Annotated in this window: 12 protein-coding genes; 6 read left to right on the top strand and 6 right to left on the bottom strand. The window is 70.5% G+C overall.

All coding sequences use genetic code 11. The features are described from left to right. Positions 1-6 precede the first annotated feature (6 nt). The 4 genes from sucC to gloB form a co-directional block, all read right to left on the bottom strand. Complete coding sequence (gene sucC / locus ASG51_RS15225) at positions 7-1,203, bottom strand: ADP-forming succinate--CoA ligase subunit beta (RefSeq protein ID WP_056276566.1); 1,197 nt, start codon at positions 1,201-1,203, stop codon at positions 7-9. A gap of 107 nt (positions 1,204-1,310) precedes the next feature. Further along, a complete protein-coding gene (mdh, locus tag ASG51_RS15230; RefSeq protein WP_056218199.1) occupies positions 1,311-2,273 on the bottom strand; it encodes a malate dehydrogenase in 963 nt (320 codons plus the stop codon). 272 nt (positions 2,274-2,545) lie between these two features. Further along, on the bottom strand, positions 2,546-3,175 hold the full coding sequence (locus ASG51_RS15235; protein WP_338011819.1) for a TetR family transcriptional regulator: 630 nt from the start codon (positions 3,173-3,175) through the stop codon (positions 2,546-2,548). A 260-nt stretch (positions 3,176-3,435) separates the two neighbouring features. Then, positions 3,436-4,215, bottom strand: a complete 780-nt coding sequence (gloB, locus tag ASG51_RS15240; protein ID WP_056351679.1) for a hydroxyacylglutathione hydrolase — start codon at positions 4,213-4,215, stop codon at positions 3,436-3,438. 248 nt (positions 4,216-4,463) lie between these two features. Here gloB and ASG51_RS15245 point away from each other — a divergent pair, with 248 nt between their 5' ends. From ASG51_RS15245 to ASG51_RS15270, 6 genes are all read left to right on the top strand, one after another. Next, complete coding sequence (locus ASG51_RS15245; RefSeq protein ID WP_056218206.1) at positions 4,464-5,198, top strand: class I SAM-dependent methyltransferase; 735 nt, start codon at positions 4,464-4,466, stop codon at positions 5,196-5,198. A 4-nt stretch (positions 5,199-5,202) separates the two neighbouring features. After that, entirely contained in the window at positions 5,203-5,916 is a 714-nt protein-coding gene (locus ASG51_RS15250) for a MarC family protein (RefSeq protein WP_056276559.1), read from the top strand. A 77-nt stretch (positions 5,917-5,993) separates the two neighbouring features. Then, entirely contained in the window at positions 5,994-6,791 is a 798-nt protein-coding gene (gene dapB / locus ASG51_RS15255) for a 4-hydroxy-tetrahydrodipicolinate reductase (RefSeq protein ID WP_056276556.1), read from the top strand. A 229-nt stretch (positions 6,792-7,020) separates the two neighbouring features. Continuing rightward, positions 7,021-7,659: a 2,3-bisphosphoglycerate-dependent phosphoglycerate mutase gene (locus ASG51_RS15260; protein WP_056218219.1), complete on the top strand. Its 639-nt coding sequence runs from the start codon at positions 7,021-7,023 to the stop codon at positions 7,657-7,659. A gap of 11 nt (positions 7,660-7,670) precedes the next feature. Then, the gene (locus ASG51_RS15265; protein WP_056381737.1) at positions 7,671-8,348 is read left to right on the top strand and encodes an alpha-ketoglutarate-dependent dioxygenase AlkB; all 678 of its coding nucleotides are present in this window, start codon (positions 7,671-7,673) and stop codon (positions 8,346-8,348) included. 115 nt (positions 8,349-8,463) lie between these two features. Beyond that, positions 8,464-9,423: a hypothetical protein gene (locus tag ASG51_RS15270; RefSeq protein WP_056381738.1), complete on the top strand. Its 960-nt coding sequence runs from the start codon at positions 8,464-8,466 to the stop codon at positions 9,421-9,423. 168 nt (positions 9,424-9,591) lie between these two features. On the opposite strand, the gene grpE is transcribed toward ASG51_RS15270, so the two are convergent. Continuing rightward, entirely contained in the window at positions 9,592-10,209 is a 618-nt protein-coding gene (grpE, locus tag ASG51_RS15275) for a nucleotide exchange factor GrpE (RefSeq protein ID WP_056351697.1), read from the bottom strand. A gap of 92 nt (positions 10,210-10,301) precedes the next feature. Then, the gene (locus tag ASG51_RS15280; protein WP_056219367.1) at positions 10,302-13,091 is read right to left on the bottom strand and encodes a [protein-PII] uridylyltransferase; all 2,790 of its coding nucleotides are present in this window, start codon (positions 13,089-13,091) and stop codon (positions 10,302-10,304) included. Positions 13,092-13,212: the final 121 nt, after the last annotated feature.

The raw sequence follows: 13,212 nt of genomic DNA on the forward strand, positions 1-13,212 counted from the left end.
GGTCTCTCAGCCCTTCTTCACGGCGGCGACGATCTTCTGCGCGGCGTCGTCGAGGTCGTCGGCGGGGATCACGTTCAGGCCGGAATTCCGGATGATCTCCTTGCCCTTCTCGACGTTGGTCCCCTCCAGGCGCACCACCAGGGGCACCTGCAGGCCGACCGCCTTCACCGCCGCGATCACGCCGTTGGCGATCACGTCGCACTTCATGATGCCGCCGAAGATGTTGACGAGGATGCCCTTCACCTGCGGATCGGCGGTGATGATCTTGAACGCCGCCGTGACCTTCTCCTCCGAGGCGCCGCCGCCGACATCGAGGAAGTTCGCCGGCTCCTCGCCGTAGAGCTTGATGATGTCCAGCGTCGCCATGGCGAGGCCTGCGCCGTTGACCATGCAGCCGATGGTGCCGTCGAGGGCGATGTAGGCCAGATCGTACTTGGAGGCCTCGATCTCCTTGGCGTCCTCCTCGGTCTCGTCGCGCAGGGCCACGATGTCCGGGTGGCGGTAGAGGGCGTTCGAGTCGAAGGAGATCTTGGCGTCGAGGCACTTGAGGTGGCCGTCGCCGGTGAGCACCAGCGGATTGATCTCCAGCATGCTCATGTCCTTGGCGGTGAACGCCTGGTAGAGCCGGGTGGTGAGGTCGCCGGCTTCCTTGGCCTGGGCGCCCGTGAGGCCGAGCGTCTTGGCGACGAGGCGGCCGTGATGGGGCATTACGCCCGTGGCGGGATCGACGGAGAAGGTGACGATCTTTTCCGGCGTGTCGTGCGCCACCGTCTCGATGTCCATGCCGCCTTCCGTCGAGACGACGTAGGCGACCCGGCCGGTCTCGCGGTCGACCAGCATCGAGAGGTAGAACTCCGCCTCGATCTGGGCGCCCTCCTCGATGTAGAGCCGGTTGACCTGCTTGCCGGCCTCGCCGGTCTGGATCGTGACCAGGGTCTGACCCAGCATTTCGCCGGCGAACTGCTTCACCTCGTCGAGGGACTTGGTGACGCGCACGCCGCCCTTGGCGCCGGCTGGCGCCCCCTTGAAGGTGCCCTTGCCGCGACCGCCCGCGTGGATCTGCGACTTCACCACCCAGACCGGGCCGCCGAGTTCCTTGGCGGCCGCCTCGGCCTCCTCGGGCTTGAAGATCGGCACGCCGCGCGAGACGGGCAGACCGAATTCCTTCAGCACCGCCTTGGCCTGGTACTCGTGAATGTTCATGGATGAGACCCTCAACGTCATCCCGGGGCCGCAGAGCGGAACCCGGGATCCAGAAACACAGGTTGCGATCCAGCCCGCCGCGTCGGCGGCCCGGAATGACGGTCGAACTAGGCCAGCGCGGGGTTCACGCCCTTGCAGGCCTCGATCAGGGTCTTCACGGCACCGACCGACTTGTCGAACATCGCCTTCTCGTCGCCGTTGAAGTCGACCTCGAGGACGCGCTCGACGCCGTTGGCGCCGATCACGATCGGGACGCCGACATACATGTCGGAGACGCCGTACTCGCCGTTGAGGTAGGCGGCGCAGGGGAGCACGCGGCGCTTGTCGCGCAGGTAGCTCTCGGCCATGGCGATGGCGGAGGCGGCGGGGGCGTAGAAGGCCGAGCCGGTCTTGAGCAGGTTGACGATCTCGCCGCCGCCCTTGCGGGTGCGCTCGACCATGGCGTCGAGCTTCTCCTGGGTGGTCCAGCCGAGCTTGACCAGGTCGGGAAGCGGCACGCCGGCCACCGTGGAGTAGCGCACCAGCGGGACCATGTCGTCGCCGTGGCCGCCGAGCACGAAGGCGGTGACGTCCTCCACCGAGACCTTGAACTCGTCGGCCAGGAAGTGGCGGAAGCGGGCGGAATCGAGCACGCCGGCCATGCCGACCACCTTGTGGGTGGGAAGGCCGGAGAACTTCTGCAGGGCCCAGACCATCGCGTCGAGGGGATTGGTGATGCAGATGACGAAGGCGTCCGGCGCGTGCTGCTTGATGCCGGTGCCGACGGCCTCCATGACCTTCAGGTTGATCCCGATCAGGTCGTCGCGGCTCATGCCGGGCTTGCGCGGCACGCCGGCGGTGACGATCACCACGTCGGCGCCGGCGATCGCCGCATAGTCGCTGGCCCCCGTGTAGGTCGCATCGAAGCCGTCGACGGGCGCGGATTCCGCGATGTCGAGACCTTTGCCCTGCGGGACGCCGTCGGCGATGTCGAACAGCACGACGTCGCCGAGCTCCTTCAGGCCGGCGAGGTGCGCGAGGGTTCCACCGATCTGTCCAGCGCCGATGAGCGCGATCTTGCTGCGTGCCATGGGGGAAACGAACCTCCGGTCCTTGCGTGGCGGTCGCGGCGCTGGGAGGCTTGAAAACCACCGGCGCGTTGCTGCGGCGGTGTGTGGCCGAAAAGGCCCAGGGCTTCAACCGAGGCACGAACGTCAAAGCAGGGTTCGGGCCAAGGCGGGGGCGCCTTCGCATCGGCGAGGGCGAGAAAAAGCGTAAGCGCGATAAGGAATTAGACGAACGGAGAGCGATCCTGCCCGGCAGCGCGCCTCAAGTGACAGACGAAAAATTCTGTCACTTAGCCTCAGAGGGTACCGGTCCGCAGCACCTTCTGGATCGCGAGAATCACGGCGCCGAGGCGGGCTTCCACGAGGTCGCGCGGCAGGTCGGCATCGTGCTGAATCGCCAGCGGATGCGTGAAGCGGTAGCTGGCGTCGAAGATGTGGGCGATGGCCCGCTCGCGGTCGCGGGCGATGAAGGCACCGGCCCCGATCCCTTCCTCGACAACCCGCTCGACTAGGCTGCGCAGCCGGACTCGGTGACGCCGGGCGATGGGCCGGGCGCCCACGGTGGCATCGAGATGGACGGCGAAGAGATTCGGCTCGTGAACCAGGGTCTCGCGCTGGACGCTGGCCAGGGCGGTGAGCAGGCGTTCGATCTTGTCGTCGGCCGGGTCCGGCGCATCGGCGATGCGGGCGAGTTCCGCCTCGACGTCGCGCAGCCAGCGCCCTGCCACGGCATCGAGGAGCGCGTCCTTCGACGGGAAGTAGCGGTAGACGTTGGCATGCGTCATGCCCGCTTCGGCGGCGACGGCCACCACGGTGACCCGCTTGGGACCGAGGCGCCGCAGGTGCTCCGTGGCGACGGCGAGCAGCCGCGCATCGACGGCCAGGGGAGCCGCAGCCCGCGGTGCCGGACGCGCGACGCGCGGCACCGTGATGCGGACGGCGCCCTCCGGGGCTTTCCGGTCGTCCGAAGGTTCGCTTCCCCGGCTCTCGCCGAGGTCGATCTCGTGCCCGAAGGCGAAGGGCGGGCCGGGCGGCTGCATCAAATTGGACACCGGGGCTCGTGGATGGACAGGACGGACCCTTCTGGGCGGAGCCGCTTCGCGAGAAGCGGATTTTCCCCCCGGATCGTCCAACGAGGCCAAGATCAATGACAGCACCAGCCCCGCTGTAACGCCCCTTTAACGACTCAGAACCGGTTCTTCCAGGCCCTCAGTGCGGCAAAGACAACCGACGGGTGGGTGCCGGGGGCCAGATCCACGCTTTGAGCGAGACTCGGCTCGCCGGCGCGCAGGAACGGATTGGTCGCGCGCTCGGCCCCCAGGGTGGTGGGAATCAGGAAGCGGCCCTCCGCCCTGGCACGCTCGGCCTCGGCGGCCCGGACGGCGAGGGCGGCGTTGCCGGGCTCGGCCGCCAGCGCGAAGCGCGCATTGGAGAGCACGTAGTCGTGGCCGCTGTAGACCTGCGTCTCGTCGGGCAGCGGCAGGAAGCGCTCCAGGGAGCGCCACAGGGTGGCGGGCTCCGCCTCCATCACCCGGCCGCAGCCGAGGGTGAACAGGGTGTCGCCGGCAAAGACCGCGCCCGCTTCCTCGAACCAGTAGGTGACATGGTCGGCGCAGTGCCCCGGCGTCTCCCAGACCCGCGCCGTGAGGTCGCCGACCCGGACCGCGTCGCCCTCCGCGACCGTGGCGTCGACTTCCGGCACGGCGTCACCGGCCTTCAGGGGCGCCGTCACCCGCGCGCCGGTGCGGCGCTTCACCTCCGGGATGCCCTCCACGTGGTCGGCATGCCGATGCGTGACGAGGATGTCGGTGAGGGTCCAGCCGGTCTCGTCGAGGGCCGCCAGCACGGGGCCGGCCTCGGGCACGTCGATGGCGGCGCAGGCGCCGGTGGCGGGATCGCGGATCAGGACCCCGATATTGTCGCTGCGGCACAGGAAGGTGCGGATCTCGGGCTTCGGGGCGGTCATGGGGCTTCCTTCCGGACGGGGAATGGCCGCGCCGGCGCGGCGCGCGGCGGACCATCGCTGCGGCACACGAAGATGGGTGCGGGCGGAGACAGGTCCAGGGGCCGTTTCCCCCGGCCTTCCCGGGCCTTCCGCCGATCCGGGCTTGTCGGGCCGGGCGTCGGCCCCCATTGATGCGGGTGAGCCTTTCTCGTCGCGCGTCTCCGAGCCGACCCCGACCCGAGCCGCGCGATCGTACCGAAACCCGAGCCATGCGCCTCGACGTCACCGATCTGCGCGCCTTTTATGCGAGCCCCCTCGGGGGGGTGACGCACCGCATCGTGGCGCGCGCGATCCACGGCTTCCTCGGCTCGGTCTCCGGCCTGCGGGTCCTCGGGCTCGGCTACGCCACGCCCTATCTCGGCCCCGTCCACGTCATCGCCGAACGGACGCTGGCCTTCATGCCGGCGACGCAGGGGGTGGTGAACTGGCCCGGCAGCGGCCGCTCCTGCTCGGCGCTGGCCGACCCGACCATGATGCCCCTGCCGGAGGCGGCCGTGGACCGGGTGATCCTCGTCCATGCGCTGGAATCCGTCGAGAGCCCGACCGAACTCCTGCAGGACGTCTGGCGGGTGCTGACGCCGGGCGGGCGCATGATCCTGGTGGTGCCGAACCGCCGGGGCGTCTGGGCCCGGCGCGACGCGACCCCCTTCGGGCATGGCCAGCCCTACAGCCGCTCGCAACTCGCCCGGCTGATGCGCACCACCCAGTTCTCTCCCGAGGGCTGGGCCGAGACCCTCTACATGCCCCCGGTGGAGAACCGGCTGCTGCTGCGCACGGCCGGGGCCTGGGAACGGATGGGCACGAGCCTGTCGCTGCCCTTCGCCGGGCTGCACGTGGTCGACGCTACCAAGCAGCTCTACCGCCCCGTCGCCGTGCGCCGGGTGCGCAAGGTGGCCCGCCTCGCACCGGCCCGCGTGCTGGTGCCCGCCCCCTCACCGGGCTGAGCGGATGCTGAGTCTGATTGCGCCCGAGGCGGCGCTGCAGAGCTTCGTGCTCGCCTTCTCCTCGCTGTTCTCCATCGTGAACCCGGTCGGCTCGTCGCTGATCTTCGCGCAGGTGACCGCCCTGAACTCCCATGCCGAGCGCCTGGAGCTCGCCAGGCGCATCGGCTTCTACGCCGCCCTGATCATGCTCTCGACGCTCTGGGCCGGTGCGCCGATCCTGAACTTCTTCGGCGTCTCCCTGGCCGCTCTGCGCATCGCCGGGGGCCTCGTGGTGGCGGCCTCGGCCTGGACCCTCCTGACGGCGCCCGAGGCGCGGGAGGCACGCAAGCAGGCGGAGGCGACCCGGGAACCGGCCGGAAACTCGGCCGGGAACTCGGCCGGGAACTTGGCCGAGATCGCGTTCTTTCCCCTGACCCTGCCCTTCACCACCGGACCCGGCACCATCGCGGTGGCGATCGCGCTGGGCTCCAACCGCCCGGCACCGGGCCCCGACCGGATCGGCTTCTACGTGGGCATGTCCCTGGCAGCGCTCGCCATCGCCGTGCTCGTGCGCTTCACCTACGGCTCGGCCGACCGGGTGGTGACCTGGATCGGCCCCGTCGGCGCGCGGGTGCTCGGGCGCCTCTTCGCCTTCCTGCTCCTCTGCGTCGGCACCCAGATCACCGTGAACGGCGTCACGGACGTGCTCGGCCCCCTGCTGGCGCAGGCGGGGCGCTGATCCTTGTCGGGTCCGGCCGGAGGCTGTACCGCAACGCGGACGCGCCAGTTGGCGACACGCTCTGGAGGCTGAGGACGATGCGGCTCGTGGTGGTCGGCGCCGACGGGCGCATGGGGCGGATGCTGATCCGCGCGGTGGCGGAGACCGAGGGCTGCACGCTCTCGGGCGCCATCGAGCGCGCGGGCTCCCCCGCGCTGGGGCAGGATGCCGGCACGCTCGCGGGCTTGGCGCCCCTCGGCGTCGCGGTGACGGACGATCCGCTGCCGATCTTCGCGGCGGCCGAGGGCGTCCTCGACTTCACGGCGCCCGCCGCCACCACCTTCTTCGCCGAGCTCGCCGCGCAGGCCCGCATCGTCCACGTGGTCGGCACCACGGGCCTGCAGGAGGCCGATCTCGCCAAGCTCGCGGCGGCCGCCCACCATGCCCGCATCGTGCGCTCGGGCAACATGTCCCTCGGGGTCAACCTCGTCGCCGGCCTCGTGCGCCGGATGGCGGCGGCCCTCGGGGAGGATTTCGACATCGAGATCGTCGAGATGCACCACCGCATGAAGGTCGACGCCCCCTCCGGCACCGCCCTCCTCCTCGGGGAGGCCGCGGCGGAGGGGCGTGGGGTCGCGCTCGCCGACACCCGGGTCTCCACCCGCGACGGACACACCGGCCCGCGCCGGCCCGGCGACATCGGCTTCGCCACCCTGCGCGGCGGCACGGTGGTGGGCGACCACAGCGTGGTCTTCGCCGGCCCGGGCGAGCGGATCACCGTCGGCCACCACGCCGAGGACCGGGCGATCTTCGCCCGCGGCGCCGTGCGGGCCGCGCTCTGGGCCTTCGCCAAGCCGCCCGGCCTCTACGGGATGGACGACGTCCTCGGGCTTTAGGAGACCTTCGGGCTTCAGAGACACGCGGACTTCAGGACGGTCTCCCGGTGTCAGACGTCTCCGGGCTTTCCGACGGAGCCCACACCCGGCGGAGACGTTTCGTCATCTGACGTTCAGACTCACGCGCGCATGAGCCGCCCGATGCGCGCTCGCTGCGCTGCAACATCGCCCTTCGCCCGTGCCTCCGCCGAGGCCGTGCCCTCTCAAAGACCAAGAGGATCATCGCCCGATGGATCGCCTTCTCGTCCTCGCTCGCCATGGCCAGAGCGAATGGAACCTCAAGAAGCTGTTCACGGGCTGGCGTGATCCCGAGCTGACGGATCTCGGCGTCGAGGAAGCCCGCAATGCCGGGCGCTGGCTCAAGGAGCAGGGCTACGGCTTCGACGTGGCCTTCACCTCCAACCTGAAGCGCGCCCAGCGCACCTGCGCGCTGATCCTGGAGGAGATGGACCTCGAGGGGGTCGAGACGATCCGCAACGAGGCGCTGAACGAGCGCGATTACGGGGACCTCTCCGGCCTCAACAAGGACGACGCCCGCGAGCGCTGGGGCGACGCCCAGGTGCACCAGTGGCGCCGGTCCTACGACGTGCCGCCGCCCGGCGGCGAGAGCCTGAAGGACACCGCCGCGCGCGTCCTGCCCTACTACATCCAGTTCATCCTGCCCCGCGTCATGGCGGGCGAGCGCGTGCTGGTGGCGGCCCACGGCAACTCCCTGCGCGCCCTGGTGATGGTGCTCGACGGCATGACCACGAAGACCATCGCCAGCCTCGAGATCGCCACCGGCATCCCGCTCGTCTACCAGCTCAAGGCCGACACCACGGTGGAGAGCAAGACGGTGCTGGAGCACGACATCGACCACAAGGTCTGACCGCGGCACCGATGGCGTCCCGTGATCCGGCCGGGATCGTCCTCGTTCCCGGCCTGCTCCATTGGCCGGGCTACCTCGACGCGGCGGCGCAGGCGCGCCTCGCCGCCGAACTCGCGACGGCGCTGCGGGTCGCCCCGCCCTACACGCCGCGGATGCCCCGCACCGACCGGCCCTTCTCGGTGCGGATGTCGAATTGCGGCCCCCTCGGCTGGGTCTCCGACCGGGCGGGCTACCGCTACCAGGCGCGCCATCCCGTGACGGAGACCCCCTGGCCGGACATCCCGCCCACGGCGCGGGCCGCCTGGGACGCCCTGTCGGGGTATGGCGCTCCGCCCGAGGCCTGCCTCGTCAACCTGTACGAGGCCGACGCCCGCATGGGCCCGCACCAGGACCGGGACGAGGACGCCCTCGACGCGCCCGTCCTCTCGCTCTCGCTGGGTTCCACCGCCCTGTTCCGCTACGGCGGCCTCCGGCGGTCGGACCCGACCCGCTCGGTGCGCCTCCGGGCCGGTGACGCGCTCGTGATCGGCGGGCCCGCACGGCTGATCCATCACGGAATCGACCGCCTCGTCGCGGAGGCCCCGGACCTGCTCCAGGGCACCGCCCCCGGACCGCTGCCGGATTTCCTCATGCCGGGCGGACGCTGCAACCTGACCCTGCGACGCGTGACGCGGCCCTCGGGCGCTTGACAGCGGCGGGGTGTTGAGTCGACCCATCGGGTCAGCCTCAGCGCCGGCTGCCCCGCAAGGGGCGACCCGGCGGACCTGCCCGGTGCGAACCGGGGCCTTGCGGAGAATCGATTCGATGCGTCTGCGTAACCTCGTTCGTCCGGTTTCCCTCCTGGTCCTCGCCCTGGGGCTGGCCGCGCCGGCGCTGGCGGCGGATCCGGTCTTCCCGCCGAGTTCGCGCTTCGGCTTCGATCCGCCCTCCGACATGGTCTCCTCCAAGCGCTTCTCGGGCCTGGAGCGGCTGGAGGGCGGCGCGACGGTCTCGGTGGTGGAGTTGCCGGCCAACGCCTTCGCCGACCTCGAAACCAACTTCACCGACGCCAACCTGAAGGCCCAGGGCTTCATCGTCAGCAGCCGGCAGGCCATCAAGGTGGCGGGCGACGTCGACGCGGTGCTGTTCACAGGTGAGCAGCCGGCGGTGGAAGCGGCCGGGACCCCGGCGATCAAGAAGTGGATGCTCCTCGTCGGCGATCCGACCGTGACCGGCATCATCATCGCGCAGGCGACGCCCGATGCCGAGACCGAGGAGACCATGAAGCGGCTGCTGACCGGCATCCACATCCGGCCGGCGCTGACCCTGGAGCAGCAGGTCGCCGCCCTGCCCTTCCGCATCGGCAACGACGCCGGCTTCCGTCCGGTGCGCGTCCTCGCCGGCAATTCGGTGCTGCTGACGCAGGGCACGAAGGACGAGATGCTCGGCCTGGAGCAGCCGATCCTGGTTCTGGCCCAGGCGGTGCAGCCGCCGCCGGCCACCGAGCAGCGCGACGCCTTCGCGCGCGCCGCGCTCTACTCGAACCAGACGATGAAGGACTTCGTGATCGAGCGGGCCCAGAGCTACCGCCAGAACGGGGTCGACTGGCACGAGATCGTGGCGCGTGCGTTGGACACGGCGTCCGGCACGCCGGTGGTCATCTCGCAGACGATCCGCTTCGCGCCGGACGGCTACCTGCGCGCCGTCGGCGTCGTGAAGGCCGAGAAGCGCGAGGGTGTGCTGGCGAAATTCCGCGAGGTCGTGGACAGCGTGCAGCTGCGGTAGGGGCGACCGTTCGACCCGGTCGCAGGGTCCTTCTCCCCTCCGCGGGAGAAGATGGCCCGCGAAGCGGGTCGGATGAGGGGAGCGACGGTGCCGGCGAGGGTTTCCCCTCTCCCGCCTGCTGCGCAGGCCCCCTCCCCCGCAGAGGGGGGAGGGTCGCAGGCGCCACGCTCAGGCGGCGTCGCCCGGATTGGCGGCGGTCGGCTTCGGGCCGCCCTTGGCCACCCCCACCAGCGCCGGGCGCAGGACGCGGTCGCCGATGATGTAGCCGGCCTGCATGACCTGCACGACCGTGCCGGCGGGAACCTCCGGGTCGGGCACCTCGAACATGGCCTGGTGGCGGTTGGGGTCGAAGCGCTGGCCCTTCGGCTCGATCAGCTTGACGCCGTGCCGCTCCAGGGTCTTGGCGAGATCGCGCTCGGTGAGCTCGATCCCGTCGATCAAGGCCTTGAAGGCGCCGTCGGCGCTCGCTCGGTCCGCTTCGGGAATGCTCTCGAGGGCCCGCCGGATGTTGTCGGCGGAATTCAGGAGATCGCGGGCGAAGTTGGTCACCGCGTAGGCGCGGGCATCGGCAACCTCGCGCTCGGTGCGCCGACGCAGGTTCTCCATCTCGGCCAGGGTGCGCAGCACCCGGTCCTTCAGCTCGTCGCGCTCGGCCACGAGGGAGGCCAGCGCATCGGCCTGCATCGCCTCGCCGGATCCGGCGGACTCGGCCTGCGCGGCCCCTGGGGTCTCCTCGACCGCCTGGGCCGGGTCGCGCCGCTCATCGTGCATGTCGTTCGCCATCATGTGGTTTCGTCAGAGACTATCGGTGTCGGGGTTGGCGCTGATATCAGGCGGTGACGCGCTGAAATCAAGCGCGCGGCGCCGTCCGGCCCCACTCAAGCCTCGCGCGGAGGCGGCGAGTCGATCAGCGCATCGAGTCCCTCGGCCCGGAGGGCGGCCACGTCGCTGGCGAAGACTTCCATCACGGCCGTCCGAATCGCCACCTGGCGGTCGGGCTGGGTCACCCGGGTGCCGGTGAGGTCGGTGACGTAGAACACGTCCACCGCCCGCTCGCCGAAGGTCGCCACGTGGGCCGAGGTGATGTTGAGGCTGAGCCGGCTGAGCGCCGTGGTCAGCTCGTAGAGCAGGCCCGGGCGATCGAGGCCGGTGATCTCGATCACGGTCTCGCGGCTCGACAGGGCATTGTCGATCGCCATGTCCGGCGGCACCAGGAAGGTCCGCGCCCGCTCGCTCGGCGGGTGCTTGTCGGCCACGAGGTCGGCGATGCGGATCTCGCCGCGCAACGCCTTCTCGATCGCGGCGGTGATGCGGCCGGCCCGGCGCAGCTCGTCCTCGTCCCGCTCGAAGGCGCGCGAGATGAAGATCGAATCGAGGGCGAAGCCGTCCGTGGTGGTGAAGATCTGCGCGTCGACGATGTTGCCCCCCGAGGCCGCGCAGGCCCCGGTGACGATGGCGAGCAGGCGCGGATGATCCGGCGAGTAGATCGTCAGCTCGGTGACGCCGCGGACCGGGTCGGTCTCCGTGGCGGTGGCCACCGTCCGCCCCTCGGCCGTCAGCGCCTTGACGAAGCCCGCGTGCTTGTACTGGCGGGTGGTATCGACCTTCAGCCAGTAGGCCTGGTTGTGCCGCGCCGCGTAGGCGTCGAACAGCTCGGCCTGCCAGTCGCTGAGCTGCTCGCGCAGGGCCATCTGGATCAGGCGCACCCGGTCGGTGCGCGCGATCTCGGAATGGCCGCCGGACAGCACCACCTCGGTCTCGTCGTAGAGGGTGCGGATCAGGGTGCCCTTCCAGGCGGTCCAGACGCCGGGCCCCACGGCCTTGATGTCGGCCACCGTCAGGATGGTGAGGAGCTTCAGGCGCTCCAGGGTCTGCACCACGCCGGCGAACTTCTCGATGGTCTTCGGGTCCGAGAGGTCGCGGCTCTGGGCGGTCATCGACATCAGCAGGTGATGCTCCACCAGCCAGGCCATCAGTTCGGTCTCGGCCGGCGTCAGGCCGAAGCGCGGCCCGAGCTTCTCCGCGATGGCGGCGCCCGCGATGGAATGGTCCTCCGGCCGGCCCTTGGCGATGTCGTGCAGCAGTACCGTGACGTAGAGGGCGCGCCGGTTGCTGATCGTGTTGATCAGGCGGGTGGCGAGGGGATGCTCCTCCTCGGTGCGCCCGGACTCGATGGCCGAGAGCACCCCGATGGCGCGCAGCAGGTGCTCGTCCACCGTGAAGTGATGGTACATGTTGAACTGCATCATCGCGACGATGCGGCCGAAATCCGGGATGAAGCGGCCGAGCACGCCGGCCTCGTTCATCAGCCGCAGGATGGTCTCGGGCGAGTTCTTCGAGGTCAGGATGTCGAGGAAGAGCCGGTTGGCCTCCTCGTCCGCCCGCAGGGAATGGCCGATCAGGCGCAGGGAGCGGTTGGCCGCCCGGGTGGCGTCGGGGTGGATCGGCAGGTTGTGCCGGTCGGCGAGCCAGAACAGCCGGATCAGGTTCACGGGGTCTCGGCTGAAGGCGTCCGGGTCGCGCAGGTTGATGCGGCCGTGATCGTCGACGAAGTCCTCCGCCTCGATGGCGGTGGCGCGGAAGCGGTCGCGGAACCGGCCGATCCAGCGGTCGAGCACCGGGGTGCGCTTGGCGTGGCGCGCCTCCAGCGCCGCGCAGACGATGGCGGTGAGGTCCCCGACCTCCTTGGCGATCAGGAAATACGCTTTCATGAAGCGCTCGACGCCGGAGAGCCCGCCGCGCGGCTCGTAGCCGAAGCGCTCGGCGATCTTCGGCTGCAGGCCGAAGGACAGGCGTTCCTCGGCCCGGCCGGTGACGAAGTGCATGTGGCAGCGCACCCGCCACAGGAGCTCGTCGCAGCGCTCGAACACCCGGTACTCCTCCGGCGTGAAGAGGCCGGCGGCCACGAGCTCGCTCTGGTCGCGGACCCGGTAGGTGTACTTGGCGATCCAGAACAGGGTGTTGAGGTCGCGCAGGCCCCCCTTGCCGTCCTTCACGTTGGGCTCGACGAGGTAGCGCGAGGCCCCCGCCTTCGAGACCCGCGCGTCGCGTTCGCGCAGCTTCGCCTCGACGAATTCCGGTGCGGTCCACATCACCAACTCGGTGTCGAAGCGGGTGACGAGTTCCTCGAACAGGGCGCGGGTGCCGAACAGGTAGCGCGCCTCGAGGAGCGAGGTCCGGATGGTCATGTCGGCCCGGCCCTCGCGCAGGCACTCCTCCACCGAGCGGGTGGCGTGGCCGACCTTCAGCTTGAGGTCCCACAGCACGTAGAGCATCGCCTCGACGACGCTCTCGGACCAAGCCGTCTGCTTGTAGGGCAGCAGGAACAGGAGATCGATGTCCGAGCCCGGGGCCATAGTGCCCCGGCCGTAGCCGCCGGTGGCCACCACGGCGAGCTGCTCCCCGGTGGAGGGATTGTCGTTCGGATAGAGCCGCCACACCACCGCGTCGTGGATGGTCCGGATCACCGCGTCGGTGAGCCGGCTCAGGCGCTGGGCGCAGGCGATGCCGTCGCGCTCCTCCAGGAGCCGCGCCTCGGCATCGGCGCGCCCGAGCTCGATCACCCGGCGCAGCTCCGGCACGAGGACCGCCCGCAGGCGCGTCGCCTCGCGGGCGTCGCGGTCCAGGTTCTCGAGGATGTCGTGGAGGGCGGCGACGGCGTCGAACATGGCCAACCCCGTTAGCATGTTGGCGGAATGACGCCAGCGGCATCACCGCGCGGGCACCGCACGGCTGCGGGATCGCGGCGCAGTTTCGATCTGCTTCCCGCGCCGTCGCGGCGTCCTGCGT

Origin of the sequence: Methylobacterium sp. Leaf465, from assembly GCF_001424705.1 — a bacterium.
GTDB lineage: Bacteria > Pseudomonadota > Alphaproteobacteria > Rhizobiales > Beijerinckiaceae > Methylobacterium.